24 protein-coding genes, 1 tRNA gene and 1 pseudogene are annotated in these 24,888 nt (G+C 59.9%); 16 read left to right on the top strand and 10 right to left on the bottom strand.

Annotated features, from left to right (window positions below; all coding sequences use genetic code 11):
- The first annotated feature begins 40 nt into the window (after positions 1-40).
- Positions 41-169 carry a hypothetical protein gene (locus ACZ0AJ_RS05420; RefSeq protein WP_258837507.1) on the top strand — a complete coding sequence of 43 codons (129 nt, stop codon included), beginning with the start codon at positions 41-43 and terminating at the stop codon, positions 167-169.
- A 90-nt stretch (positions 170-259) separates the two neighbouring features.
- On the opposite strand, the gene ACZ0AJ_RS05425 is transcribed toward ACZ0AJ_RS05420, so the two are convergent.
- Positions 260-1,405 (bottom strand): GNAT family N-acetyltransferase, encoded by a 1,146-nt coding sequence (locus ACZ0AJ_RS05425; RefSeq protein ID WP_499454121.1) that lies wholly within the window; start codon positions 1,403-1,405, stop codon positions 260-262.
- Positions 1,406-1,485: 80 nt separating this feature from the next.
- On the opposite strand from ACZ0AJ_RS05425, the gene ACZ0AJ_RS05430 reads away from it, so the two are divergent.
- Both ACZ0AJ_RS05430 and ACZ0AJ_RS05435 read left to right on the top strand, forming a co-directional pair.
- The gene (locus ACZ0AJ_RS05430) at positions 1,486-3,570 is read left to right on the top strand and encodes an NAD(+) synthase (RefSeq protein ID WP_499454123.1); all 2,085 of its coding nucleotides are present in this window, start codon (positions 1,486-1,488) and stop codon (positions 3,568-3,570) included.
- The gene (locus ACZ0AJ_RS05435) at positions 3,567-3,905 is read left to right on the top strand and encodes a P-II family nitrogen regulator (RefSeq protein WP_183550870.1); all 339 of its coding nucleotides are present in this window, start codon (positions 3,567-3,569) and stop codon (positions 3,903-3,905) included. The genes ACZ0AJ_RS05430 and ACZ0AJ_RS05435 overlap by 4 nt, the downstream gene beginning before the upstream one ends.
- Positions 3,906-3,928: 23 nt before the next feature.
- Here the strand turns inward: ACZ0AJ_RS05435 and ACZ0AJ_RS05440 are convergent, their stop codons facing one another.
- The gene (locus tag ACZ0AJ_RS05440) at positions 3,929-4,534 is read right to left on the bottom strand and encodes a trimeric intracellular cation channel family protein (protein ID WP_183550873.1); all 606 of its coding nucleotides are present in this window, start codon (positions 4,532-4,534) and stop codon (positions 3,929-3,931) included.
- A 212-nt stretch (positions 4,535-4,746) separates the two neighbouring features.
- Here ACZ0AJ_RS05440 and ACZ0AJ_RS05445 point away from each other — a divergent pair, with 212 nt between their 5' ends.
- Positions 4,747-5,172, top strand: a complete 426-nt coding sequence (locus ACZ0AJ_RS05445) for a DUF1842 domain-containing protein (protein WP_499454126.1) — start codon at positions 4,747-4,749, stop codon at positions 5,170-5,172.
- Here the strand turns inward: ACZ0AJ_RS05445 and ACZ0AJ_RS05450 are convergent.
- The 3 genes from ACZ0AJ_RS05450 to trxB form a co-directional block, all read right to left on the bottom strand.
- Entirely contained in the window at positions 5,141-7,336 is a 2,196-nt protein-coding gene (locus tag ACZ0AJ_RS05450) for an ATP-binding protein (protein WP_499454128.1), read from the bottom strand. The two genes, ACZ0AJ_RS05445 and ACZ0AJ_RS05450, sit on opposite strands and share 32 nt — an antisense overlap.
- A 150-nt stretch (positions 7,337-7,486) precedes the next feature.
- Positions 7,487-8,155: a Smr/MutS family protein gene (locus ACZ0AJ_RS05455; protein ID WP_332529956.1), complete on the bottom strand. Its 669-nt coding sequence runs from the start codon at positions 8,153-8,155 to the stop codon at positions 7,487-7,489.
- A gap of 23 nt (positions 8,156-8,178) precedes the next feature.
- Positions 8,179-9,147 carry a thioredoxin-disulfide reductase gene (trxB, locus tag ACZ0AJ_RS05460; protein ID WP_499453038.1) on the bottom strand — a complete coding sequence of 323 codons (969 nt, stop codon included), beginning with the start codon at positions 9,145-9,147 and terminating at the stop codon, positions 8,179-8,181.
- A gap of 208 nt (positions 9,148-9,355) precedes the next feature.
- Here trxB and ACZ0AJ_RS05465 point away from each other — a divergent pair, with 208 nt between their 5' ends.
- From ACZ0AJ_RS05465 to ACZ0AJ_RS05480, 4 genes are all read left to right on the top strand, one after another.
- Complete coding sequence (locus tag ACZ0AJ_RS05465) at positions 9,356-11,860, top strand: DNA translocase FtsK (protein ID WP_499454131.1); 2,505 nt, start codon at positions 9,356-9,358, stop codon at positions 11,858-11,860.
- 91 nt (positions 11,861-11,951) lie between these two features.
- Positions 11,952-12,626: an outer membrane lipoprotein chaperone LolA gene (gene lolA, locus ACZ0AJ_RS05470; RefSeq protein WP_499456734.1), complete on the top strand. Its 675-nt coding sequence runs from the start codon at positions 11,952-11,954 to the stop codon at positions 12,624-12,626.
- 18 nt (positions 12,627-12,644) lie between these two features.
- On the top strand, positions 12,645-13,088 hold the full coding sequence (locus ACZ0AJ_RS05475) for an AAA family ATPase (RefSeq protein WP_499453039.1): 444 nt from the start codon (positions 12,645-12,647) through the stop codon (positions 13,086-13,088).
- Positions 13,081-14,385, top strand: a complete 1,305-nt coding sequence (locus ACZ0AJ_RS05480) for a replication-associated recombination protein A (protein ID WP_499454133.1) — start codon at positions 13,081-13,083, stop codon at positions 14,383-14,385. Before ACZ0AJ_RS05475 ends, ACZ0AJ_RS05480 begins: the two co-directional genes overlap by 8 nt.
- Positions 14,386-14,562: 177 nt before the next feature.
- On the opposite strand, the pseudogene ACZ0AJ_RS05485 reads toward ACZ0AJ_RS05480, so the two are convergent.
- Positions 14,563-15,692: pseudogene (locus ACZ0AJ_RS05485) on the bottom strand (IS3 family transposase).
- A 232-nt stretch (positions 15,693-15,924) separates the two neighbouring features.
- Here ACZ0AJ_RS05485 and ACZ0AJ_RS05490 point away from each other — a divergent pair.
- Together ACZ0AJ_RS05490 and ACZ0AJ_RS05495 are read left to right on the top strand one after the other, a co-directional pair.
- Positions 15,925-16,245 (top strand): hypothetical protein, encoded by a 321-nt coding sequence (locus ACZ0AJ_RS05490; protein ID WP_499454135.1) that lies wholly within the window; start codon positions 15,925-15,927, stop codon positions 16,243-16,245.
- A 100-nt stretch (positions 16,246-16,345) separates the two neighbouring features.
- On the top strand, positions 16,346-17,092 hold the full coding sequence (locus tag ACZ0AJ_RS05495; protein ID WP_499453041.1) for an HNH endonuclease: 747 nt from the start codon (positions 16,346-16,348) through the stop codon (positions 17,090-17,092).
- Here the strand turns inward: ACZ0AJ_RS05495 and ACZ0AJ_RS05500 are convergent.
- The 3 genes from ACZ0AJ_RS05500 to ACZ0AJ_RS05510 all read right to left on the bottom strand — a co-directional run bounded on the left by ACZ0AJ_RS05500 (position 17,089) and on the right by ACZ0AJ_RS05510 (position 18,961).
- Positions 17,089-17,601 carry a hypothetical protein gene (locus tag ACZ0AJ_RS05500; RefSeq protein WP_499453042.1) on the bottom strand — a complete coding sequence of 171 codons (513 nt, stop codon included), beginning with the start codon at positions 17,599-17,601 and terminating at the stop codon, positions 17,089-17,091. The genes ACZ0AJ_RS05495 and ACZ0AJ_RS05500 overlap by 4 nt on opposite strands.
- A 35-nt stretch (positions 17,602-17,636) precedes the next feature.
- On the bottom strand, positions 17,637-18,179 hold the full coding sequence (locus tag ACZ0AJ_RS05505; protein ID WP_499454138.1) for a GNAT family N-acetyltransferase: 543 nt from the start codon (positions 18,177-18,179) through the stop codon (positions 17,637-17,639).
- 416 nt (positions 18,180-18,595) lie between these two features.
- Positions 18,596-18,961, bottom strand: a complete 366-nt coding sequence (locus ACZ0AJ_RS05510; protein ID WP_499453044.1) for a winged helix-turn-helix domain-containing protein — start codon at positions 18,959-18,961, stop codon at positions 18,596-18,598.
- A gap of 139 nt (positions 18,962-19,100) precedes the next feature.
- Between ACZ0AJ_RS05510 and ACZ0AJ_RS05515 the strand changes: the two genes are divergently transcribed.
- The 5 genes from ACZ0AJ_RS05515 (at position 19,101) to ACZ0AJ_RS05535 (ending at position 22,694) form a co-directional block, all read left to right on the top strand.
- Positions 19,101-19,652: a hypothetical protein gene (locus ACZ0AJ_RS05515; RefSeq protein ID WP_499453045.1), complete on the top strand. Its 552-nt coding sequence runs from the start codon at positions 19,101-19,103 to the stop codon at positions 19,650-19,652.
- A gap of 157 nt (positions 19,653-19,809) precedes the next feature.
- Positions 19,810-20,019 carry a hypothetical protein gene (locus ACZ0AJ_RS05520; RefSeq protein ID WP_499454141.1) on the top strand — a complete coding sequence of 70 codons (210 nt, stop codon included), beginning with the start codon at positions 19,810-19,812 and terminating at the stop codon, positions 20,017-20,019.
- 119 nt (positions 20,020-20,138) lie between these two features.
- Positions 20,139-21,434 carry a serine--tRNA ligase gene (gene serS / locus ACZ0AJ_RS05525; RefSeq protein WP_499453047.1) on the top strand — a complete coding sequence of 432 codons (1,296 nt, stop codon included), beginning with the start codon at positions 20,139-20,141 and terminating at the stop codon, positions 21,432-21,434.
- A gap of 112 nt (positions 21,435-21,546) precedes the next feature.
- A tRNA-Ser gene (locus ACZ0AJ_RS05530) sits at positions 21,547-21,636 on the top strand.
- 104 nt (positions 21,637-21,740) lie between these two features.
- Positions 21,741-22,694, top strand: coding sequence for a bile acid:sodium symporter family protein (locus tag ACZ0AJ_RS05535; protein ID WP_499453048.1), 954 nt, complete (start codon positions 21,741-21,743; stop codon positions 22,692-22,694).
- Here ACZ0AJ_RS05535 and ACZ0AJ_RS05540 read toward each other — a convergent pair.
- Positions 22,691-23,224, bottom strand: a complete 534-nt coding sequence (locus ACZ0AJ_RS05540) for an arsinothricin resistance N-acetyltransferase ArsN1 family B (protein WP_499454144.1) — start codon at positions 23,222-23,224, stop codon at positions 22,691-22,693. The genes ACZ0AJ_RS05535 and ACZ0AJ_RS05540 overlap by 4 nt on opposite strands.
- A gap of 143 nt (positions 23,225-23,367) precedes the next feature.
- On the opposite strand from ACZ0AJ_RS05540, the gene ACZ0AJ_RS05545 reads away from it, so the two are divergent.
- A complete protein-coding gene (locus ACZ0AJ_RS05545) occupies positions 23,368-24,873 on the top strand; it encodes a DASS family sodium-coupled anion symporter (protein ID WP_499454146.1) in 1,506 nt (501 codons plus the stop codon).
- Positions 24,874-24,888: the final 15 nt, after the last annotated feature.

Genomic DNA, 24,888 nt, shown 5'->3' on the forward strand with positions numbered 1-24,888 from the left:
GGCGTTGTCCATCTGGGCAATGCAATCGAAGGAGCTTTACGTGAAAAAGATTGTCCACGCACTGGTCGCCGCTGCCGGCAGCCGCGCCAAATATGCCCTGCGCAAGCGCGCTGAAGCCATCAAGCCATCGAAGGTTGACTACCGCCTGAACGCCGGCGGCTGGAACTAAGCAGTACGCACCGCCATCCCATGGCGGACTGATGAAAAGGCTGGGCCCGTACTTGCGGGCCGGCCTTTTTTTACGTCTGGCAGCGTCGTGTTATGGCTGACTGCGGAACGGACTGCGTTCGTTCAACTCATCGAGATAGTCATCGATTCCGCCGGCCTCACGCTGCAGAAAATTTTCCACCGCATTGGCAAACGACGGATGCGCCAGCCAGTGCGCCGACCAGGTCTTGGTCGGCAGGAAGCCGCGTGCCATCTTGTGCTCGCCCTGCGCGCCGCCCTCGAACGTGCCGATGCCCTGTTCGATGCAGAATTCCAGCGGCTGGTAATACGCAGCCTCGAAATGCAGGCACGGCACGTGTTCGAGTGCGCCCCAGTAACGGCCGTACAGCGTGTCGGCATCATGAATGACGAGCGATGCGGCGACCGCGCGGCCTTCCAGTTCGGCGATCACGAGCAGGATATTGTCCGGCATCGTCGCACCGATGCGCAGGAAAAAGTCCAGATTCAGATACGGCGTCGAGTGGTGGTCTTTATAGGTGTTGCGGTAGCAGCGGTTGAACAGCACCCAGTCCTCGCGCGTGGCGTCTGCGCCCCGCACGCGCCGCATCTTCACTCCAGCCTCGACCACCTTGCGCCGCTCGGCGCGGATGTTCTTGCGCTTCTTTGGCTCGAGCGTGGCCAGAAAGTCATCGAAACTTGCATAACCCCGGTTCAGCCAGTGAAACTGCACGCCACTGCGCAGCAGGAAGCCAGCATCCTTGAGCGCCTGTGCTTCGTCTTCGGGCGGGAACAGGATGTGGGTCGACGAGACCTCGGTGGCCGACTGCGTGGCCGTCAGCACGTCGATCAGCGCGGCGCGCGCAGCGGCGTCGACCGCCAGCAGGCGTGAGCCGGCCACGGGCGTGAACGGAATCGCCGACAGCAGCTTCGGGTAATAGTCGAGTCCATTGCGGGCGTAAGCGTCGGCCCAGGCCCAGTCGAATACATACTCGCCATACGAGTGGCCCTTGACGTACAGGGGCAGGGCGGCCGCCAGCACATCGGCCGCGTCGTACAGCAGCAGAAATTGCGGCTGCCAGCCGCTCTCGGGCGCCGCGCTGCCCGACGCGTGCAGCGCGTGCAGGAAGGCGTACGAGAGAAACGGCGTCGGCGCTGCCTGGGCCTGGACCAGTGCGTCCCACGGCGCTTGCCCGACTTCGGACAGGCTCGAGACGATATGCGTGCGATAATCTGTCATTGCTTTCAACATTGCTTCCAATTCCAAGAAGTGAGTGCCACGGGCAGCGATTCGCCGCGTCGGCACTGCGAGAGACCCTTATGACCAGCCGATTCTTCAATCTCTATTCGCACCATTTTGCACGCGTTGCGGTCGCCATCCCGCGCATCCGTGTGGCCGACCCGGCCTACAACGTCGAACAGACGATCAAACTGGCGCAGCAGGCAGCAAGCGAAGGCGCGGCACTGGTCGCGTTTCCCGAGCTGGGCCTGTCCGCCTACACCTGCGACGACCTGTTCCACCAGCGCGCGCTGCTCGACGCCTGCCTTGATGGCTTGCAAACCGTTCTCGATGCCTCGCGCAGCCTGCCGCTGGCCATCGTCATCGGCATGCCGCTGCGGGTCAACCACATGCTGTTCAACTGCGCCGTCGCCATCGCCAGTGGCCGTGTGCTGGGCGTGGTGCCGAAAAGTTATTTGCCTAATTATGGCGAGTTTTATGAATCCCGGCAGTTCACGCCCGCCGATTGCGCGCCGGTCGACGGGATCGACCTGTTTGGCGAGACCGTGCCGTTCGGCGTGAACCTGCTGTTCGAGGTCGCCAACCTGCCGCTGCTGCGCTTTCACCTCGAAATCTGCGAAGACGTCTGGGTGCCGGTGCCGCCGTCGTCGTTCGCGGCACTGGCCGGCGCCACGGTGCTGGTCAACCTGTCGGCCTCGAACGTCGTCGTCGGCAAGAGCGGCTACCGCCACCAGCTGGTCGCCCAGCAATCGGCGCGCTGCATGGCCGCTTACCTGTACACGTCGGCCGGGCGGGGCGAGTCGACCACCGACATGGCGTGGGACGGCCAGTCGCTGATCTACGAAAAGGGCGAGCTGCTGTCCGAATCCGAACGTTTTTCCGACGAATCGCACATCATCTTCGCCGACGTCGACCTCGAGCGCCTGTCGACCGAGCGCATGAAGGCCACCACCTTCGCACAGTCGGCCCGGCGCCATGCGGCCGAAGTGGCGGCGTTTCGCATCGTGCGCTTCGACCTCGCGCTGCCCGTGGAGCACACGATGCCGCTGGCGCGCGGCATCGAGCGCTTCCCGTACGTGCCGGCCGACCGCGCCCGGCGCGACGAGCGCTGCACCGAGGTCTACAACATCCAGGTGCAGGCCCTGATCCAGCGCCTGGCCTCGAGCGGCATCCAGAAGGTGGTCATTGGCGTCTCGGGTGGCCTGGACTCGACCCACGCGCTGCTCGTCTGCGCAAAGGTCATGGACCGCCTGAAGCTGCCACGCACGAACATCCTGGCCTACACGATGCCGGGCTTTGCCACCAGCGAGCGCACGCTCAAACAGGCGCGCGACCTGATGGCGGCCGTGGGCTGCAGCGCGCAAGAGATCGATATCCGTCCGAGCTGCATCCAGATGCTCAAGGACCTCGGCCACCCGTACAGCGAGGGCACGCTAGATTACGACATCACGTTCGAGAACGTGCAGGCGGGCGAGCGCACCAACCACTTGTTCCGGCTGGCGAACTTCCACAACGGGATCGTGATCGGCACGGGCGATTTGTCCGAGCTGGCGCTGGGCTGGTGCACCTACGGCGTGGGCGACCATATGTCGCACTACAACGTCAATGCCAGCGTACCCAAGACGCTGATCTCGTACCTGGTGCGCTGGGTGGCCGAGACGGGCACCGTGGTTGCCGAAGGCCAGTCGCAAGTGCTGATCGACATTCTCGATACCGAGATCAGCCCCGAGCTGGTTCCCGGCGGCGCAGTCAGTCACGGCACTGATGCCAAGCCCGCGCAAAGCACGCAGGAGCGCATCGGCCCCTACGAGCTGCAAGACTTCAACCTGTTCTACACGCTGCGCTACGGCTTCAAGCCGAGCAAGGTCGCGTTCATGGCGTATTCGGCCTGGCACGACAGCGCAGCGGGGCGCTGGCCGGACGAGACCGGCACGCGCAACCAATACGACCTGGACGCCATCAAGCGCAACCTGTCGATCTTTTTGTTCCGCTTCTTCAAGACCAGCCAGTTCAAGCGCTCGTGCGTACCGAACGGACCGAAGGTCGGCAACGGCGGCTCCCTCTCGCCGCGCGGCGACTGGCGCGCACCGTCCGACTCCGAGGCCACCGTCTGGCTCGACGACCTGGCGAATATCCCCGACTCATCGAAAGGACTACCACCATGAAACAGATTACCTGCGTGATCAAGCCGTTCAAGCTCGACGAAGTGCGTGAAGCGCTGGCCGAAGTCAATGTCACCGGCCTGACCGTCACCGAAGTAAAAGGCTTCGGCCGCCAGAAAGGGCACACCGAGCTGTACCGCGGCGCCGAATACGTCGTGGATTTCCTGCCGAAAGTGAAGATCGAAGTGGTGGTCGACGATCCGATGGCCGACAGCGTCGTCGACGCCATCATCAAGGCAGCGCGCACCGGCAAGATCGGTGACGGCAAGATTTTTGTACAGAACATCGAGCAGGTCATCCGGATCCGTACCGGCGAGACCGGCCCCGACGCCGTCTAAGCAGCCCCCGGGGCGGTGCGTCGTTACCGCCCCATCCGCATATCGAACTTCCACGTCAGCAGCCGCAGGCCGCTGATGAACAGGCAGCTCGACCACAGCGCAAAATCGTCCGGCACGCCGTACTTGCCCATGAGCAGGAACAGCCAGTTGCCGATGAAGGCGCAGATCGCATACGGTTTGCCATCCCGAAACACCATCGGCACCTCGTTGCAGACGATATCGCGCAGTACGCCTCCGAAAATCCCCGTAATGACGCCCATCATCGAGGCGATGAAGATCGGCATGTCCGCTGCCAGCGCGGCTGACACGCCCGCGATCGAGAACAGGCCCAGGCCCACCGCATCGGCAATTACGATCAGGCGCTCAGAGACGATCTGGCGCAGCGTGCGGATGAGGGGAGAGGCAACCAGTGCCAGCACGAAGATCGCGATCGCGTATTCCTGGTGCGTCACCCAGAACAGCGGACGCTTGTCGAGCAGGATGTCGCGCAGCGTGCCGCCGCCGAATGCCGTGATGAACGCGACGGTAAAGACGCCCACCAGGTCCATGCGCTTGCGCCGCGCTTCGATGAAGCCGGAAAACGCACCGACCAGGATCGCCATGATTTCGATGAACTTGATGAGCGTCATGCAGCAGAGGTCAGGGAATGTTGTTGTGAGATTACCACGGGCACGACGCTTGCATAAGAGAATTATGCGCACCCTGCGCCATGGGCGACCGTCCATCTGACAGGCCGGAAGGCAACCGGAAGGTTACTGCAGCCGGGTTTGCCTAGAGTAGCCATGACCCGGGCAGCGCGAGCGCCGGGGCATCCTGCAAGCCAACCCAGATGAAGGAGTACATGATGGCCAATACATTCGATTCTGTCAGAGTGATCACGCTGACCGCCGGCAACCAGGGTATGCCCGGCGCCCCGATCCTGACGATGGCACTGTTGATCGACGGGGCCGATGGCACCGTGCAGGGCAAGGGCGAGATTTCCCAGGCAGTGGCGCCACCGTATGGCGAACTGCGCGTGTCCAACATCACCGGCCAGGTGCGCTCGATGGGGTTTGGCCCGGCAACGCAGGCGCTGGCACTGAAAGGGACGATCTTCACGACGCTCAAACCGCCGGCGATCGGCACCATGGAGATACCGTTCAGCGCGTTCTTTGTGACCGACAACGACTGGGTGGGCAACGGTTACTTCAACTACCCACCCAACGACGTGACCGATGTGCCGATCGCCCCGGGGGTTACTTTGTCAGCAGTGGCAGCCGCAGCGTAAAGATGACCCGCCCGTCCGCATACCGGTAGGCCAGTTCGCCCTGGTGCTCGCGCACGATCTGTTGCGCGATGTACAGGCCCAGGCCCATGCCGGTGCGGTTGCGCGGGTTGTTCATCGATGCGCGCTTGAACGGGTTGAAGAGCGTGGCCACCGTCTCGGGTGGGATCGCCTGACCGGCGTTGGCGACTTCGACCGATGCGTCGCGCTCGTTGGCGCGCAGGCACACAGTCACCGGCGTGCCTGGCTCGCCATGATGGCGCGCATTGCTCATCAGGTTGGATAACACCTGGCCCAGCCGGCCGCTGTCGGCCTTGACGGTGGCCTCGTCGTCGCAGATCAGGTCGAGCGGGATCGACGGGTACGCCATGCGCGCCTCGTCCATCAGGTCGATCAGCAATTCCTTCAGGTCGACCGGTATCAGCGAGACACCCAGCCCCATGCCGCTGTCGATGCGGCTCATGTCCAGCACCTGGCTGATCATGCGCTGCATGCGGTTGGTCGACGACTGGATGCGCTTGCCCAGCGTCGGCTGGCCGTTGCCGCCGCCGTTACCGGTGCGTTCCAGCACCATGCCGGCCATATTGATCGAGTGCAGCGGATCGCGCAGGTCGTGCCCGAGCATCGCCAGCAACTGCGCGCGGGTTGCTTCGGTTTGCGAGCGGTGCGAGTTCATCGCGCGCACCAGTTCGGCCAGCGTCAGGCGGGCGTTGCCCAATACGGTGGGTTCCCACGGGTGCGCGCAGCCGCGCACTGTTTCATGCCAGGCGTCGAACGAGCCGCGTGGCGTCAGGCGTTCGCCCAGCGGGCCGAAGATGGCAATCTTTTCGGGGCGACCGCCCCAGGCCACGGTTTCGATCTGTTCGACGCGCAGCAGCACGCACCAGCCCTGGCCCATCGGATCGAAGGGCAGGGCCAGCATGCCGACCCACTTCCCCAATTGTTCCTGAAGCGCCTCCGGCCATTCGTGCTTGCCTTCGCGCACCAGCAAGTCATGCTGGTTGTCCGGCAGCGACGCAATGACGGCCTTGGCCAGTTCGGGCGCCAGTTCACCATGCACGACGACCTTGCCATGCTGGGCAACGATCATCGCCTGGGCGCCGGCAGCCGCCATCAGTGATTTGCTGTGCTCGCCCAGCGCGTCGATCGGGTCGTCGTCGAGCAGCAGCGATTCGACGATGCTCGTGCGCACGCGGGCCGACTGCTCGGCCAGCGTGGCGTCGGCGCGCGCTTCGATGCTGAGGATGGTCGAGGCCATTACCTGTGCCAGCACGTCGGCCGCCAGGCGCACCGCGTACGGCACCAGCTTCTTCGACATGTGGTGGCAGGCGATCAGGCCCCACAGACGGCCGTTGATGACGATGGACACGCTCATCGACGCCATCACGTGCATGTTCTTCAGGTACTCGATATGGACCGGCGAGACGCTGCGCAGCACCGCGAAACTCATGTCCAGCGGCAGGGCGCCCGGTGCGCCGCACAGCGGCACGGCGGTGTAGTCCATGTCGCCGATCATGCGCAGCGTATTGAGCGTGTACAGCCGGCGGGCCTGGGCCGGGATGTCGCCGGCCGGATAGCGCTGGCCGATGTACGGCACCAGGTCGTCGCGGCGGCTTTCGGCCACCACGTCGCCGCTGTCGTCAGCGCGGAAGCGGTAGGCCATCACGCGGTCGAACCCGGTGAACTCGCGCACCTGGGCCACGGCCACGCTGAGCAGCCCTTCGATGGTTTTCTGGCGGCGCAGGCGATCGATCGAGCTGTGCGCCTTGACGGCGAACTGCGATACTTCTTCGGTCGAGGCTTCGCGCAGTTCGAATTCGGCAGTGACGCGCCCATGGGCGGCGTGCACGACACAATCGTATTCCGCCGCGCCGATGGACAGGCCGGCCACGATCGGGCCGGCATCGTCGTCGTGCAGGGCGTCGATGCAGTCGGTAATGGCGTCGAAAGCAGCCACCGGCAGGGCCAGCGCGTCCAGCGACAGGCCCAGTTGCGGGGTGACACCGAGCATGGCAGGCGCGTTTTCGCTCCAGCCGGCCAGACGTGCATCTTCGGAAAAGAACAGGACTGCGCCATGGGGCTGGATCGAGCCTGGGATATGAATCGGCTCGTCGGCGCAGGACGACAAATCGACCTGCTGCCCATGCTCCATGATGACCGCTTGCATTGCCTTCAAATCACACCACCCCTAATCGAATGACCGGCAAAAGACCGGCCGAGAGGAATTCTACAATCAACCGGCAAAAGGCGTGGAAACTGCAAACACGAACATTGCAATTGTTACACAACCATGTTGCATTACCCATACAGACGCGTGTTATTCCAGTAGTGCAGCGCGCAGCAGGGCGATCAGTGCGCCATGGCCGCCGTCGGACCGGCCGGCCGCGCAAAAGGCAATCACCTCGTTTTTTTGCACGAGCCAGCTGTGCACGATCCCGCGCAGCACCGGTTCTCCACCCGGTGAGCCGTAACCGATGCCGTGGATGATGCGCACGCAGCGCACGCCGCGCCGGTTGGCGCGGTGCAAGAAGTCGGTGAGGGCGTCGCGCGCAGCGTCGCGGTTCAGGCCATGCAGGTCGAGTTCATCCTGGATCGGCCAGTGACGTTTGCGCAACTTGCGCACGACATCCGGGCCGACGCCGTCGCGCGAGTAACTCAGGGCCGGGTCTTCGTCGAGCATGCCTTCGACATCGAACTGGTCCGACAGCGATTCGCGCAGAACGGCTTCGGTTTCCTCTTCGGCGGAGAGCACCGGGCCGCGCTGAATGGGGCGGTTCGGCGCCACATACACCGGGCGGTGCACGTAGCGGTCGGACTCGGGCAGCTTGCGCACGCCCTGCATCGAGCTGCGAAATTCCACGGCCCGTTCGCGCGCCAGGCGTTCGCGTTGTTCACGCTCGGCCTGTTCGATGGCGCGCACGCGCTCGTTTTCCTTGAGCTGGTCGCGCAGGCCCTTGAGTTCAGCGAAGTCTTTCATGCCTGCCATCGAATGCGGTCCCTGGTGAGGATTTACTGTGGGTCGTCTTCCAGCGCTTCGAGGTAGCGCTGTGCGTCGAGCGCGGCCATGCAGCCCGAGCCCGAGCTGGTGATGGCCTGGCGATAGATGTGATCCTGCACGTCGCCGGCAGCAAACACGCCCGGCACGCTGGTGGCGGTCGCCATGCCTTCGAGGCCCGACTTCGTCACCAGATAGCCACCGTTGTGCATCTCGAGCTGACCGTCGAAGATGCCCGTGTTCGGCTTGTGGCCGATCGCCACGAACAGGCCGTGCACGGTCAGGTCCTTGAACTCGCCCGTCTGGGACGACTTCAGGCGCAGGCCGGTCACACCGCTGTTGTCGCCCAGGACTTCATCGAGCGTCTGGTTATATTCCAGCACGATCTTGCCTTCGGAGACCTTGTGCATCAGGCGGTCGACCAGGATCGGCTCGGCGCGGAAGCGGTCGCGACGGTGAATCAGCGTGACCTTCGAGGCGATGCCGGCCAGGTACAGCGCTTCTTCGACAGCGGTATTGCCGCCGCCGATGACCGCGACTTCCTGGTTGCGGTAGAAGAAGCCGTCGCAGGTGGCGCAGGCCGAGACGCCCTTGCCCATGAACGCCTGCTCGGACGGCAGGCCCAGGTACTGGGCCGAGGCGCCGGTGGCGATGATCAGGGCGTCGCAGGTGAACGTGAAGCTGTCGCCCACCAGGCGGATCGGCTTTTCGTTCAGGTAGGTCGTGTGGATCTGGTCGAACACGATCTCGGTATTGAAGCGCTCGGCGTGCTGCAGCAGGCGCTGCATCAGCTCCGGACCCTGCACGCCCAGCGGATCGCCCGGCCAGTTCTCGACATCGGTGGTGGTCATCAGCTGGCCGCCTTGCTCGACGCCCGTCACCAGCATCGGCTTGAGGTTGGCGCGCGCGGCGTACACAGCGGCGCTGTAGCCGGCAGGACCGGAACCGAGAATGAGGACTTTGGCGTGTTTAGATGTAGTCATGGCGGCGCTTCAATGATTGTTAATAGACACACGGCAATTGGGGGCGCCTTGAGAAGAATCAAGGCCCACGCGGGCGCCGGTCGGGCTGTGCGAAAGAGGGCAGATTATAGACGATGCGGCGCGCGGGCATGAATCGTGGGGCCAGCGCGACCATATATCGCTTAGAATGACCGGATCGTCGATTCGTAGTTACCACGCAGTGCCTGCAATGAGCAAGAATAGTCCAGCCGCCACCTCCGGATATACCCGCACCAAGCAAACGGCCCGCGCGCCGCTGCCAGGCCGCCTGTCGCGCCTGCTGTCCGAAGCGCGCTGGATCGCCGGCGCCGTCGCGTTCCTTTATTTCGTCCTGATTTTGCTCAGCTACAGCAAGGGTGATCCCGGCTGGTCGCATGCCAATTCAGTACCGCGCATCGACAATCTGGGCGGCGCTGCCGGCGCCTGGCTGTCCGACCTGCTGCTGTTCATCTTCGGCTTTTCGGCCTGGTGGTGGAGCGTCATCTTCCTGCGCCAGGTCTGGCGCGGCTGGCGGCGCCTGACCGACAAGCTCGGCACGGCTGCGGCCGCCGAGCCCGTGCACCACGGTGAAATCTACGTGCGCTGGATCGGCTTTGCGCTGATGTTTGCCGGCAGTGTCGGCCTGGAATACCTGCGCATGTGGTCGTGGGATGTTGAACTGCCGCGCGCACCGGGTGGCGTGCTGGGGCAACTGATCGGGCACGCCAGCCAGGTCACGTTCGGCGCCACCGGCGCCACATTGCTGCTGTTGCTGCTGTTCGGCCTGGGCTTCTCGCTGTTCTTCCAGGTGTCGTGGCTGGCCGTGGCCGAGCGCATCGGCGGCGTGTTCGACGACGCGTTCGACTGGTTCCGCCTGCGCATGGAAGACATCGAAGACCGCAAGCAGGGCGAAGTCGCGGCCGTCAAGCGGGACGAGGTGGTCGATCATGGCCGCGCCAAGTTCACCGAAAAGCATTCGAACGAGCCGATTCCGGTCGTCAAGGCCGAGCCGTCGCTCGACATGGCGCCAGCGCCGGCGCCGGTTTCCATGGCCAAGTCGACGGCGGCGTCAGCCCCGACGGTGGCGCCAGTTGGTACGGCAAGTGTCGTGCCAAATGCGCAGCCGACGCTGCAGCCGATCAAGATCGAGCCGCAGATGGTCAGCGTGCCCAAGTCCGAGCGCGCCGAAAAAGAACGCCAGACGCCGTTGTTTGCCGATCACCGGGGCGATACCGGCCTGCCGCCGCTGGCGCTGCTCGATGAAGCACCGCCCGTGACCGAAACGGTCAGCGTCGAGACGCTGGAATTCACCAGCCGCCTCATCGAAAAGAAACTGTCCGACTTCGGGGTCGATGCCAAGGTCGTGGCCGCCTACCCGGGCCCGGTCGTCACGCGCTACGAGATCGAACCGGCCACCGGCGTAAAAGGTAGCCAGATCGTCAACCTGGCGCGCGACCTGGCGCGTTCGCTGTCGCTGACCTCGATCCGTGTCGTGGAAACCATCCCCGGCAAGAACTACATGGCGCTCGAGCTGCCAAACCCGAAGCGCCAGATCGTGCGCCTGTCCGAAATCGTCGGCTCCAAGGTGTATGGCGACAGTGCGTCGAGCCTGACCGTGGCGCTGGGCAAGGACATCGCCGGCAAGCCGGTGGTGGCCGACCTGGCCAAGATGCCGCACCTGCTGGTGGCCGGTACGACGGGTTCCGGTAAATCGGTCGGCATCAACGCCACCATCCTGTCGCTGCTCTACAAGTCCGACCCGGCCGACGTGCGCCTGATCCTGATCGACCCGAAGATGCTGGAAATGTCGGTGTACGAAGGCATTCCGCACCTGCTCGCGCCGGTCGTGACCGACATGCGCCAGGCAGGGCACGCGCTGAACTGGGCCGTCAACGAGATGGAGCGCCGCTACAAGCTGATGAGTAAGCTCGGCGTGCGTAATCTGGCCGGCTACAACAACAAGATCCTCGAGGCCGACAAGCGCGAAGAACACATCCCGAATCCGTTCTCGATCATGCCGGACAACCCGGAGCCACTCGAAAAGCTGCCAACCATCGTCATCATCATCGACGAGCTGGCCGACCTGATGATGGTCGTCGGTAAGAAGGTCGAAGAGCTGATTGCCCGTATTGCCCAGAAGGCGCGCGCGGCCGGCATTCACCTGATCCTGGCGACGCAGCGCCCGTCGGTCGACGTCATCACGGGCCTGATCAAGGCCAACATCCCGACCCGCATTGCATTCCAGGTGTCGTCGAAGATCGACTCGCGCACGATTCTCGACCAGATGGGCGCCGAGGCGCTGCTGGGCATGGGTGACATGCTGTACATGCCGCCGGGTACCGGCCTGCCGGTGCGCGTGCACGGGGCCTTTGTGTCCGATGAGGAAGTGCATCGAGTTGTAAAACATCTGCAATCGCTGGGCGAGCCGAACTATATTGAAGGCATCCTCGAAGGGGGCACGCTGGAAGAAGGCGGCGCCGCCGACGGGGCCGCAGCAGGCGAGGGCGGTGGCGAGGCCGACGCGTTGTACGACCAGGCGGTGCAGGTGGTGCTCAAGAACCGCCGCGCATCGATCTCGCTGGTCCAGCGTCATCTGCGCATCGGCTACAACCGCGCCGCGCGCCTGCTGGAACAGATGGAAAACAGCGGTGTCGTCTCGCCGATGCAGTCGAACGGCAACCGCGACATCCTGGTGCCGGCAGCCAGCGCGGAATAACAGCGCGCCGCCCATCCGCTTTCGTTACGTGGGCGGGTCATGTGCCTTCGTCGGCTGTAGGGTGGACGGCTCAGCCGTCCACGCGTTCAACCTGCCCAAGCAGGCCCAAAAACAAGAACAGGACCTCCGCATGCAAGCAACCAAATTCACGATCGCCGCATTGTTTGCCACTAGCGTCTTTGCCGTTTCAAACATCGCGCACGCCGCCGCACTCGACCAATTCAAATCCTTCGTCGCCAGCACCAAATCGGCCAAGGGCGAATTCACCCAGCAACAGCTGGGCAAATCCAAAAGCGGCAAGGCCAGCCCCGCATCGAGCGGCAGCTTTGTCTTCGCCCGTCCCGGGAAGTTCATCTGGACCTACCAGAAGCCGTACGAGCAAGTCCTGCAAGCCGACGGCGACCAGCTGTATATCTACGACAAGGACCTGAACCAGGTCACCGTGCGCAAACTCGGTAACGCGCTGGGTTCATCCCCGGCCGCGATCCTGTTCGGCAGCAACAAGCTCGAAGAAAACTTCACGCTCAGCGAAGCTGGCGAGCGCGATGGCATGGAATGGCTCAACGCCGTACCGAAAGCCAAGGACACGTCGTTCGAGCAGATCAGCATCGGCCTGAAGGGGGGGGTGCCGCTGGCGATGGAACTGAAGGACACGTTTGGCCAGACCTCGCGCCTGACGTTCACCAACTTCCAGCGCAACCCGGCCCTAGGCGCGCAGCAATTCAAGTTCGAGACGCCCAAGGGCGCCGACGTCGTCAACCAGTAAGCCGCACCGGAGCCTGCCGTGGATGACCTGTTCAAGACCGAACCGGCGGCGCCGCTGGCCGAAGCCCTGCGCCCGCGCACCATCGATGAGGTCGTGGGGCAGAGCCACCTGCTGGGACCCGGCAAGCCGCTGAACCTGGTCTTCAAGTCGGGCAAGCCCCATTCGATGATTCTGTGGGGTCCGCCGGGCGTGGGCAAAACCACGCTGGCGCGCCTGTCCGCGTATGCGTTCGACTGCGAATTCATCGCGTTGTCGGCGGTGCTGTCGGGCGTGAAGGATATCCGCGCGTCGATCGACCAGGCCGAGCAGTATCTGGCGCGCGGCAAGCACACGATCCTGTTCATCGACGAAATCCACCGTTTCAACAAAGCTGTCGACTCCTTTTTAAAACAGAGACTTAGAAAAGTAGTTATGCAAATATTTGGACTTCCCCATTGTTTAGCGGGAGGTAATCATGGCTGATTTGTTCTCACAAAAGCCTCAAGCACCATTGGCAGAAGAGCTCCGCCCCAAGACCTTGGACGAGGTGGTTGGGCAGTCTCATCTGCTCGGTGAGGGTAAACCGTTGAGGCTGGCGTTTCAGTCTGGTAGACCGCATTCCATGATTTTTTGGGGGCCGCCTGGTGTCGGCAAAACGACCTTGGCACGGCTCACGGCAACCGCCTTCGAGTGCGAATTCATTGCTTTGTCGGCTGTGTTCTCTGGCGTCAAAGACATTAGGGCCGCAATGGAACAGGCCCAGCAGAATCTGGCTATGGGCAAGCACACTATCTTGTTCGTTGATGAGATTCACAGGTTCAATAAATCTCAACAAGACGCTCTTCTTCCTTATGCTGAAAGTGGCCTTGTTACCTTTATCGGGGCCACCACAGAGAACCCTTCGTTTGAAGTCAATTCAGCGTTGTTGTCGCGGGCGCAGGTCTATGTTCTCAAGTCGCTCACTGATGAAGAACTCAGGCTGCTCTTAAAGCGCGCCCAAGAAATTGCGCTTGGCCATCTGGTGTTTGATGGCTTGGCTACCGATACGATCATTGGCTATGCAGACGGTGATGCAAGGCGGTTCTTGAACCTGCTGGAACAAACCAGCACCGCTGCCAATACTTCGGGTATCACAGAGATTACCGCTGACTTTTTGCAGAACGCCTTGACGTTGAATAGTCGGCGCTTTGACAAAGGAGGCGACAACTTCTATGACCAGATTTCAGCGCTGCACAAGTCTGTTCGTGGTTCCCATCCTGACGCTGCTTTGTATTGGCTAACTCGTATGTTGGACGGTGGTGCAGATGCGCGGTATCTGGCACGGCGCATTGTTCGTATGGCTTGGGAAGACATTGGCTTGGCCGATCCAAGAGCCATGCAAATCGCCAACGACGCAGCGTTGACCTATGAGCGGCTTGGCAGTCCAGAAGGGGAGTTGGCCTTGGGGCAGGCTGTGATTTATCTGGCGATAGCTGCCAAGAGCAATGCTGGATACAACGCTTACAACCAGGCCAGAGCTTTCGTGAAGCAGGACAAGAGCCGCGAGGTGCCAGGCCACCTCAGAAATGCGCCGACAAAATTGATGAAAGAACTTGGCTATGGGCATGAGTATCGGTATGCTCATGACGAACCTAATGCCTATGCAGCGGGAGAAACTTATTTGCCTGATGGTATAGGGGAGCCAGGTTGGTACCAACCTGTGCCAAGGGGCTTGGAGATCAAGATTAGTGAAAAGCTCGCGGTACTCAGGAAGTGGGATGAGGAGGCGGGAACGACCTAAAAAATCGTATTAGGACTGGGAATGGCAGAGACAATCAATATTGCAAATATGACTGAGAAATTATCCAACGGAATTTTCCAAGAATTCCTTTGGGGTCGGATGGAACACGCGAACCTCAATTTGTAGTGGTCAAGTAATTTCGGACACGACAATAAGTTCTTTCTCTACCATTGCGCGTTAATAGACGCTGGGCGGCAGATTGCCCAATACAGAATGCAAGCGCTTGCAGTTGTAGAGGCCGACGATGTAGTTGGCGACATCAAGCTTAGCTTCGGCTTGGTTCGCATAATTGCGCTGCCAGACACGCTCCATCTTTAAATTTAAGAAGAAGCGTTCAGCGATGGCGTTATCCCAGCAGTTGATTTTGCGGCTCATGCTGCAAACGAAGCCATGCTCGGTCAACAAAGCCTGGTACTGGTCGCTTGCATATTGGCTGCCGCGATCGGAGTGGACGACCAGTCCGGCCGCTGGTCGCCGCGCTTGGATCGCCGTGCGCGAGCCAGCGCGAACCAAGGCAGCTGGCATGCTCGGCGCCATTGCCCAGCCCACGACTCTGCGCGAGAACAGGTCGAGCACGACAGCCAAGTAAAGCGAGCCTGCGCCGGTACGGATGTACGTGATATCCAAGGCATAGGCCTGATTCGGCGCTGCCGGGTTGAACTGTCGGGCAAGGGCGTTCGGCGCAACCGGCTGGGCGTGCTTGCTGTCGGTCGTGTGTACGAATTTGCGCTCCCAGACTGGCATCAGGCAGGCCTGTTGCATCAGGCGGCGCACCTTGTAACGCCCGACCTACAGGCCTCTGTTGGCCAGTGCCGTGACAAGCCCACGGCTGCCGTAACATTGGCCGCTGCTCATGAACGCGGCACGCAAATGCACGCTCGCTTTGCAAAACATCGGCGCAGCTGCACGACGCTTGGCTTCGTAAAATCCAGCCCGGCTAACACCAAGGAGACGACAGGTTTGTGCTACAGGTACGGCCTTCGTTTGCAGCTCGTCGATGAGCCGATAGGTCATTTGAGCTCGCGGGCAAAGAAGGCCGATGCCTTTTTTAAGGCGTCCACATCACTACTAAGTTGACGGTTTTCCTTCTCCAATTGACGGATTCGCTGCTGCTCAGCCGTCAACGGTTTGCCAATGCCTGGCTGTCCTTATTGCTCGGCCTCGTACTGATCCATCCAGCGACGGATCGCAGTAACGCTAATGTTCATCGTCTGGCTGACGTGCGAGATGCTGAGGCCTTGTTCTGGGATCATTCGAACGACCTCAAGCTTGAAGCTAGGGTCAAAATTGCGGCGCTGCCTGGTCATATAAACTCCTTCGAAGGTGAATTACCCACCTATCAAGGCGTCCAACAACACTAGACCACTACAGTCTTCTTGAATGTCTTAGTAGGACACAGGCGAGCTGGTCCAGCTTTCACTGGCGTGACCCGTGTTGACTTCACCGAAAATTTTTATAGATTGATTTTCAAAAGGAGATTAACCTATGGTGCGGTGGAAAAATTTATTCAACAGGATCATTAGAAAGATTGGGAAATGTATGTCTGATCTGAGTTTCATTCCTCGTAAAGAGGATACCAAGAAAATTGACACAACCAGGCTGACCCACGCCTATGTTCTGAAAACGTCTGATGGCACTAAGGTAGCTATTGCAGTCAAAATTGATGGAGCATGGCTGACAATACCGTACGACCGAGCGTTAGATGATGAGCTGTCTTTGACTATGGACTTAGTCTACTCTGTAGTACTAATTGATGATTGGGCAAGAATTCTGCATGAGTATTCCAACATCATTGATCTGGTGGATGAAAAGGTCAAGCAAGCTATCCTTAAGAGTTCTAATAAAAATAATCTTGGCTGAATTAAGAAAGCACCTCCTGGTGCTTTTTTGTTATTGAAAATTCTTGTCGGTTTTCCTCATTTTCACAGAATAAATGAATTTTTAAAAAAGATAGTCTTGAATGCCTATAAAAAAATTAAGCGCAAAGCATATTAAAAAAGCTGCTAAGTTCTGGAGTGAAAATCAAGGTCACAGGGGCTTTAAAAATAGCCAGCACTATGATGTGATCATAGAGGGTGCGCCTTATCCACCTAAAGCGATAGTTTCTATTGCTCATGAGATTTCAGGGATTGCGGACATGAAGCCCTCAAGTTTCAAGGGCGCACGTAGGGGGCCTTGGCATGATATGTTGAGAGGTCTTGGGTTTCAGGTCGTTCCTAAAGGCTTAGTTGTGTCGAAAGTCCAAGACATTGGGGAGAGTGCCACAGCACTACAAGACATTGAAGATATCGAAGCGGATACTAATTGTACTTTGACTGAGCGACAAACTTTAATCTTGGCACGGATAGGCCAAGGAATATATCGTAAGGAACTTTTGAAACTGTGGGATGGAAAGTGTGCAGTTACTGGGTGTTCTGTCTTGCCAGTGTTAAGGGCTTCACACGCGAAGCCATGGAAAAATTCCAACAACGAAGAACGTCTTGATCCGAATAATGGTCTTATTCTTGTTGCCAATCTTGATGCTTTGTTTGACACTGGTCTAATCGGCTTCGATAACGATGGGAAAATGCTTGTCTCAAAAGAACTTAGTGACAAAGAGCTGCTAAAAGGAGTGCCACATACTCTTCGTAAAGAACCAACGAATGAGCAAGCTAGTTACTTAGAAGAGCATTTTAATGATATTTTCAAAGGTGGTTATGATTTTTAGGTGTCAGAGGGAAGCTGATGAAGCTTCCAAGCTCGCACTCGAGCGTATGGCTTGAAACATTTATTACATAGAAGTGGGTTGTTTTTGTAGCGCAGGTCTGGCGCGCCGTTGGCTTTTTTATAGGTATATATAGGGTCTGTCTTATTGCTGCAATGTGCACAGATCGGGCGACGCGCGTCTTGCTCTTGAGCGAGTAACTTGGACTTCTCTTCTCTCTGTAGATCAGCCTTTTTTGTGCGCTCTTTCTCTGTGCCACTTTGCTCAGTTCGTAACAGGGCTGGTTGCTTACTTGTTGGAAAACTTTCCAGGGCGTGTACTGATTTTGAAAAATCTGAAATTAGCCGCAGGATTTCAGGAACTGCGCCGAAGAATGCACCAATAAGAGCAAATAATTTTAGAAAGCCACGATCTTGTACGCCAAATAAGAAAATTGCCACGATTATTGCTATGATTGCGCCACTGGCGGCGCTTGCGAAAGGAGCAAGTATGCTTCTGATTATAGAGTTCATGACTTGATTTTTCTGACCAATATAGGTTTTTTGGATTATCTTTTAAGTGTCAAGGTAGTTGTTCCTTGATAAGAAATTTTGGTTGCCTGGAAGCCAGAACTCTTTAATATCTGCATCATGGCTACTGATTGTGGATAACAGCGTGCGTATATTTCTTTGGCTGGCGTGATCTTTGTTATATCGCTGACAAGCTGCTTCCCAATGCCCATTCTTCTGAAGCTGGGCAGGATGGAAACTAGGTGAATTTCCACTTTTTGGTTCCATGAGCCAGGCATGTCCTCTAGTAGCAGTACAAACCCAACACGTTCGTTCCCTTTCTCGATCAGCAGCATCTTTGCACCAGTTCCATGACGTGGATTGCCTGGCTCAAATGGGTACGGCAGATCGTTAACAGCGCACGCCATTTGGTGTTTGAGTCCATCTAAGATATCCGCGTCCGCTGTGCTGAACATTTCTGAAAAATGACCATCTTGCGCTTCTGCGGTGCAACGACCAATGATGAAGTCAAATTCCTCTACAGTGGAAATCTCTCGGTAATTTAAACAACGTGTAGCTTTGCTAAATATTTTACTGAACATTTGGTTAAATTGGATTATTAAATTTACTATATGGTTATGACCAATGTATTGTTGACATTCGCTCCTATCGATGTGTAACTATTTATATAAACGGGAGTTGAGATGAAAAAATACGAACTTACTTATCTAGACATGCTTGTTCTGTGCGGTGTCGTTTTTTTGATCGTCGGACTGAGCTATTTTTGATTTTTTTGGATTTAGCCAAATCATCGCAGCCGCAAGAATTCATAGTGCTAGTCCAAACCCACCCGATTCCGTGATCGAATTTACCTCTTCAGGCGAGTTTATTTTGTCTTTTAGGAAAAGTATCATTATATTTGCTACCGCAATGATTGATCCTATTCTTATAAGCTGTGAAAACAGTTCATCTACTACGTAATTCATCATGTCACGGGGCTGGACGACGAGGCGCGCCGCTAGCGGCCCTCGGCCGCCTTCACCAGCAGACCGGATAACTCATCGAAATACGCCAGCGCCGCCGGTGTCAGGTCGACCTGCTTGCGCCGCGTGTCTTCGGTGTCGGTGAGCGTGAGCCAGCCTTTCTTGCGCATCGCCGTGACCCGCGCATGAATGGTGGCAGGCGCACCGAGGTGTTCCTGCGCCATCAGGTCGCGCACGGAGAGCCGCTGGTGCGCCTGCGCTGCGCAAGCGACCACCGTCAGCACGCGCTCTTCGCGCGCGTCAAGCGGCCCCAGGGTGGGCAGCGTGCGCAGTGCATCGACCAGATTCAGGAAGCGCAGGTAGATATCGGCCGGCCGCGTCGGCAGTTTTTCTTGACTCATCGAGTTCCCATGCCCTGTCAGGGCAGCTTGTTGCAGTGCTGCCACGCTCAGTAAATTGTTGCATCTCGGATAACATCCGCTTTGTTTATAATCCGGCGGCCATCCGTGGTCTTTACATTGTATCCAAAGCGTCTCATCCATGCGTCATTTGCAGCTTAAACTTGCCTTGGTGGCGGGCACCGCAGCCCTGTTCCTGGCCACGATCCTGCTGAACGAACTGCTGTTCACGCATCTCGAGTTTGCGCCCGGGATCAATATGATCTACCTGCCTGCCGGCGTGCGCCTGCTGAGCGTCCTGTTGTTTGCCGAAGCCGGCGCCATCGGCCTGCTGCTGGCATCCTGGGGCATCTGCTTCTTCTACCTGTTTCCGGATGATCCGCTGCGCTCGTTCATCGGCGGCATCTTGTCTGCGCTGGCGCCATTTCTTGCTTACCGCGTGTTGCTGGCGTCGGGCATTGGCGCATCGCTGCGTGGCATGAGCGGTCAGCGATTGTTCTGCTTTGCGCTGCTGTTTTCTGTCATGAGTCCTGCCATGCACCACGCCTGGTTCGCGCTGACAGGCGGACAGGATTTGTGGCACAGCTTCGTCGTCATGGTCATTGGTGACCTGGCCGGCACGCTCATCGTGCTGTATGGCGCCAGGCTTGCCCTGCACGTGTTCTGGCCCAAGCCCGTGACGCGCCGCTGCTGATTGACGGGCGGGGCTGCCGTCGGTCGCATGGCGGCGCATTCTGCGCCGCGGTTCGTGCGCTTCGTCGCAAGTCGATGGTGGTGCAGGGTGTCGGTGGCTACAGTACCACCATACCGCAGCAAGTCTGCGACCCTGAAACCACCACCGAGGAGCCATCATGCACATCCGTAAAAACTTCGAAGCCCTGTTCCTGGCCGTTGTTGCACTGGGCCTGATTGGCAGCTACGTCACCGCCAGCGAACGGCCAATCACGATCGCTGCATCGACCGCATCGACCGCATCGACCGCATCGACCGCGCCAAAGCTCGACATGGCCAGCATCCAGACCGTCGTCGTGAGCGCGCCGCGCCTGGCCGCCACGCTGTAACTCGCCGCCAACCGGTGGGCAGGCGAGGGCCCGGCAGAGTCACTGCCAAATCTCGCTAGGAATGCCAGTCGGCTTGGTACAATTGTGGTTTCGATACACACAGCCTGGTCCAACCCGACATGATTGACATCCAACTTCTCCGCAAAGACATCGACACCGCTGCCGCCCGCCTGGCGACCCGCAAATACCAGCTCGATGTGTCCGCCTTCAGTGCACTGGAGGCCGAACGCAAGGCCATCCAGACGCGCACCGAAGAACTGCAGGGCAAGCGCAATGCGCTGTCCAAGCAGATCGGCATGCTCAAGGGCAAAGGCGAAGACACGACCGCCGTGATGGCCGAAGTAGCGGGCCTGGCCGACGAGCTCAAGGCCAATGAAGCAGCGCTGGCGAAGGTGCAGGAGAGCATGGCCCAGTTCATGGCGGCCGTGCCGAATCTGCCGCACGAGAGCGCCCCGCAGGGCCTGGATGAAAGCGGCAACGTCGAAGTGCGCAAGGTCGGCGATGTGCCAGCATTCGACTTCGCCGTGCGCGACCACGTCGACATCGGCGAGCGCCTGGGCCTGGACTTCGAAACCGCCACCAAGATCACCGGCTCGCGTTTCTCGATGATGAAGGGCGGCATGGCGCGCCTGCACCGCGCGCTGGCGCAGTTCATGCTCGACACGCACACCGAACGCCACGGCTATACCGAGTGCTACACGCCGTACATGGTCAATGCCGATTCGCTGCGCGGCACCGGCCAGCTGCCGAAATTCGAAGCCGACCTGTTCTCGGTGAAAAAGGGCGGCGTCGAAGGCGAGGGCGAAACCTTCTACCTGATCCCGACGTCCGAAGTCTCGCTGACCAACGTCGTGCGCGACGAGATCCTGGCGCTGGACGCGCTGCCGCTGAAGATGACGGCGCACACGCCATGCTTCCGTTCCGAAGCCGGCAGCTACGGCCGCGACACGCGCGGCATGATCCGCCAGCACCAGTTCGACAAGGTCGAGCTGGTCCAGGTGGTGCATCCGGAGCAGTCGTACGCGGTGCTCGACGAGATGGTTGGCCATGCCGAGTTCATCCTGACTTCGCTTGGCCTGCCATACCGCGTCATGCTGCTGTGCACGGGCGATATGGGCTTCTCGGCCGCCAAGACCTTTGACATCGAAGTCTGGCTGCCGGCGCAGAACACCTACCGTGAGATTTCGTCGCTGTCGAACTGCGAAGCGTTCCAGGCGCGCCGCATGCAGGCCCGCTTCCGCAATGCCCAGGGCAAGCCCGAGCTGGCGCACACGCTCAATGGTTCGGGTCTGGCCGTGGGCCGGACGCTGGTGGCCGTGCTCGAAAACTACCAGCAGGCCGACGGCAGCGTGATCGTGCCCGAGGTGCTGCGCCCGTACATGGGTGGCCTGGAACGCCTGACGCCAGCAGCTTGAAACGGGTGATGGAAAGGGAAATCAGCCACTGCGCATTTTCTCCCTTCCATTTTCCGATCAATCCGCTATAATGGCGGTCTCTTGCAGCTCACAGCAAGAATCGACCGAATCAGGAGAGGTGGCAGAGTGGTCGAATGTACCTGACTCGAAATCAGGCGTACGCGCGAGCGTACCGTGGGTTCGAATCCCACCCTCTCCGCCAAGTAGCATGGAACAAGCCACCGTAAGGTGGCTTTTTTCATTCCCGAACGCTGCCAGGATCCCCGTATGCTCGCCCGAATGTCATCCCGATTTTTGCCGGACCGAATGACCCTGATGCTGCTGGCTGTCGTGGCCGCCGCCAGCATCTTCCCGGCGCAGGGCGACGTCGCTGCCGTGCTGAAGATTGTCACGATGGTGATGATCGGCGTGCTGTTCTTTTTGCACGGCGCCAAGCTGTCGCGCGCCGCGATCATCGCCGGTGCAACCCACTGGCGCCTGCACCTGCTGGTGCTGCTGTGCACCTTCGCGCTGTTCCCCGTGCTGGCGCTGCTGTTCAAGCCCGCCATCCTGCTGCTGCTCACGCCCGAGCTGTATCTCGGCATCCTGTTCCTGTGCCTGCTGCCCTCGACCGTCCAGTCGTCGATTGCATTCACGGCCGCAGCGCGCGGCAATGTGCCGGCCGCAGTCTGCAGCGCGTCGGTGTCGAGCCTGCTCGGTATCGTCCTAACGCCGCTGCTGGTGAGCGTGGCGATGCCGGCCTCGTCCGGCGCCGGCGCGTCGCTCGATTCGGTCCTGATGATCGTCTACCAGCTGTTGCTGCCATTCGTTGCGGGCCAGATTGCGCGGCGCTGGATCGGTGGCTGGGTCGATCGTCACAAGAGCCTGGTCAGGGGAGTCGATCAGGGCTCGATCCTGCTGGTGGTGTTTTCCGCGTTCAGCGCGGCGGTGGTGGAAGGGTTGTGGTCACGCGTGCCGCCCGCCATGCTGGGCAACCTGATCCTGGTCTGCATCCTCCTGCTGGCCGTCGTCATGCTGGTGGTGACGTGGCTGGCGCGGCGCTTCGGTTTTTCAAAGCCCGACGAAATCACCATCGTGTTTTGCGGCTCCAAGAAAAGCCTGGCCACCGGCATCCCGCTGGCCCACGTGCTGATTCCCGCCGCCAGCATCAGCATGGTCGTGTTGCCGCTGATGCTGTTTCATCAGATCCAGCTGATCGTGTGCGCGGTCATCGCGGGCAGGTATGCGCGGCGGCCGGTTGAGCCCGCCGAGCAAGTCTAGCCTGGCGTCAGGCGCATCTGCCAGTACCCGACATCGAGCCACATCCCGAGCTTGAAACCCACTTCTGAAAAATGCGCGACCTTGGCAAAACCCAGGCGTTCGTGCAGCCGGACACTGCGCGCGTTCGGCTGCGCGATGCCGGCAATGACGGTGTGCAGGCCACGCGTGCGCAACGCGTCCAGCAAGCTGGCATACAGGCGCATGCCATGGCCCTGGCCGGCCAGCGCGGCATCGAGATAGATCGTGCTCTCGACCGCGTGGCGGTAGGCGGGGCGGGCGCGCCATTTGGTAGCGTAGGCGTAGCCGATGATGGCGTCGCCGTCTGTCAGCACCAGCCAGGGCAGGCCGCCGTCAATGACGTCAGTGATACGCGCGGCCATGTCGTCGGCACTCACCGACGCTTCCTTGAACGAGATGGTCGTGCCGTCGACGTAGTGGTTGTAGATGGCGCAGATACGGGCGGCGTCAAGCGGGCATGCGGGGCGGATCGTGGTCATCGTCGGGTGCCAGGCCATGTAAAGATGCATCATAGGACAAGCTGATCCATAAGCCACGAACTGCGTGAATACCCGACCAAACCGCTCGATGATTGATGCGGTGCAATATATCCCTGTTACTATCAGACCAGTAGTCAATATTTTCGTTGGCTGGTCGGTTACGTAGAAGGAAGTTCATGCTGTTGCGCTTGCAGGCTGCATTTCGTTATTTCAATCAGGCCGTGCCGTTTCGCCTGATTCCTGCACTGATCACCACCGCCGTACTGCTCACGCTGCTGATCATTCCGCACCCGTCTGGCCTGACCGCTGGCGCATGGACGCTGGTGGCGATTTTTCTGACCACCATCGTTGCCATCATCCTGAAGGTCATGCCAATCGGCGTCATGGCGCTGATGGCGATCGTGATCGTGGCGCTGTCGCAGGTGACGTCCGGATCATCGAAGGGCGCAATGGCGGACGCGCTGGGCAGCTTTTCCAGCCCGCTCATCTGGCTGATCGTCGTTGCCGTGCTGATTTCGCGCGGCCTGAAAAAGACGGGCCTGGGCAACCGCATCGGGCTGAACTTCATCGCGCTGCTTGGCAAGCGCACGATCGGCATCGGCTACGGGCTGGCCGTGTGCGAGCTGGTCCTGGCGCCGTTCACGCCCAGTAATACCGCGCGCGGTGGCGGCATCGTCCATCCGATCATGAAGTCGATCGCCGCGTCGTTCGATTCCGACCCGGCCAAGGGCACCGAGCGCAAGGTGGGCACGTACCTGGCGCTGGTCAACTACCACGCCAATCCGATCACTTCGACGATGTTCGTCACCGCCACCGCGCCCAATCCGCTGGTGGTCGACTTCGTCGCGCGCGCCAGCGGCCAGACATTTCAGCTGAGCTGGACCACGTGGGCGCTGTGCATGGTGCTGCCGGGCCTCGTGTGCCTGTTCCTGATGCCCCTGATCATCTACCTGCTGGCGCCGCCGGAGCTCAAGCAGACGCCCGATGCGATCGGTTTCGCGCGGGGCGAGCTCGCGCGCATGGGTCCCTTGTCAGCCAGTGAGCGCGTGATGCTTGGGACCTTCGGCCTGCTGCTGGTTCTGTGGGCGAACGTGCCGGCCATGGTCTTTGGCAGCGCGTTCACGCTCGACCCGACCGTGGTCGCCTTTGTCGGCCTGTTCATCCTGATCATCACGGGCACGCTCGACTGGGACGATATCCTGTCCGAGAAAAGCGCGTGGGATACCTTGATCTGGTTCGGCGCGCTCGTCATGCTGGCCGAGCAGCTCAACAAGATGGGCGTGATCGCCTGGGCTTCGAACGGCATGCGCGACGCCATCGTCGCCAGCGGCATGGGGTGGGGCGCCGCAGCGAGCGTGCTGGTGCTGGCCTTCGTGTTCTCGCACTACCTGTTTGCCAGCACCACGGCCCACATCAGCGCGATGATGTTCGCGTTCCTGTCGGTGGGCGCCGCGCTGGTGCCAAGCGAGTACCTCGTTCTGTTCCTGCTGATGATGACGGCGGCGTCGGGCATCATGATGACGCTGACCCACTACGCCACCGGCACCTCGCCGATCATCTTTGGCAGCGGGTATGTCACCATGGGGCTGTGGTGGAAGGTGGGCTTCATCATGTGCCTGTTCGAGCTGGCGGTGTTTGCCGTCGTCGGCGGCCTGTGGTGGAAGTTGCTCGGGTACTGGTGATGTACCCACGTTCAA

This window comes from Telluria sp. AC161, assembly GCF_979258535.1.

Coding starts and splice junctions, on each gene's coding strand:
- ACZ0AJ_RS05425 (WP_499454121.1), bottom strand. CDS start 1,405: ATGACAGATTATCGCACGCATATCGTCTCGAGCCTGTCCGAAGTCGGG.
- ACZ0AJ_RS05430 (WP_499454123.1), top strand. CDS start 1,486: ATGACCAGCCGATTCTTCAATCTCTATTCGCACCATTTTGCACGCGTT.
- ACZ0AJ_RS05435 (WP_183550870.1), top strand. CDS start 3,567: ATGAAACAGATTACCTGCGTGATCAAGCCGTTCAAGCTCGACGAAGTG.
- ACZ0AJ_RS05440 (WP_183550873.1), bottom strand. CDS start 4,534: ATGACGCTCATCAAGTTCATCGAAATCATGGCGATCCTGGTCGGTGCG.
- ACZ0AJ_RS05445 (WP_499454126.1), top strand. CDS start 4,747: ATGATGGCCAATACATTCGATTCTGTCAGAGTGATCACGCTGACCGCC.
- ACZ0AJ_RS05450 (WP_499454128.1), bottom strand. CDS start 7,336: ATGCAAGCGGTCATCATGGAGCATGGGCAGCAGGTCGATTTGTCGTCC.
- ACZ0AJ_RS05455 (WP_332529956.1), bottom strand. CDS start 8,155: ATGGCAGGCATGAAAGACTTCGCTGAACTCAAGGGCCTGCGCGACCAG.
- trxB (WP_499453038.1), bottom strand. CDS start 9,147: ATGACTACATCTAAACACGCCAAAGTCCTCATTCTCGGTTCCGGTCCT.
- ACZ0AJ_RS05465 (WP_499454131.1), top strand. CDS start 9,356: ATGAGCAAGAATAGTCCAGCCGCCACCTCCGGATATACCCGCACCAAG.
- ACZ0AJ_RS05480 (WP_499454133.1), top strand. CDS start 13,081: ATGGCTGATTTGTTCTCACAAAAGCCTCAAGCACCATTGGCAGAAGAG.
- ACZ0AJ_RS05490 (WP_499454135.1), top strand. CDS start 15,925: ATGTCTGATCTGAGTTTCATTCCTCGTAAAGAGGATACCAAGAAAATT.
- ACZ0AJ_RS05495 (WP_499453041.1), top strand. CDS start 16,346: ATGCCTATAAAAAAATTAAGCGCAAAGCATATTAAAAAAGCTGCTAAG.
- ACZ0AJ_RS05500 (WP_499453042.1), bottom strand. CDS start 17,601: ATGAACTCTATAATCAGAAGCATACTTGCTCCTTTCGCAAGCGCCGCC.
- ACZ0AJ_RS05505 (WP_499454138.1), bottom strand. CDS start 18,179: ATGTTCAGTAAAATATTTAGCAAAGCTACACGTTGTTTAAATTACCGA.
- ACZ0AJ_RS05510 (WP_499453044.1), bottom strand. CDS start 18,961: ATGAGTCAAGAAAAACTGCCGACGCGGCCGGCCGATATCTACCTGCGC.
- ACZ0AJ_RS05515 (WP_499453045.1), top strand. CDS start 19,101: ATGCGTCATTTGCAGCTTAAACTTGCCTTGGTGGCGGGCACCGCAGCC.
- ACZ0AJ_RS05520 (WP_499454141.1), top strand. CDS start 19,810: ATGCACATCCGTAAAAACTTCGAAGCCCTGTTCCTGGCCGTTGTTGCA.
- serS (WP_499453047.1), top strand. CDS start 20,139: ATGATTGACATCCAACTTCTCCGCAAAGACATCGACACCGCTGCCGCC.
- ACZ0AJ_RS05535 (WP_499453048.1), top strand. CDS start 21,741: ATGACCCTGATGCTGCTGGCTGTCGTGGCCGCCGCCAGCATCTTCCCG.
- ACZ0AJ_RS05540 (WP_499454144.1), bottom strand. CDS start 23,224: ATGATGCATCTTTACATGGCCTGGCACCCGACGATGACCACGATCCGC.
- ACZ0AJ_RS05545 (WP_499454146.1), top strand. CDS start 23,368: ATGCTGTTGCGCTTGCAGGCTGCATTTCGTTATTTCAATCAGGCCGTG.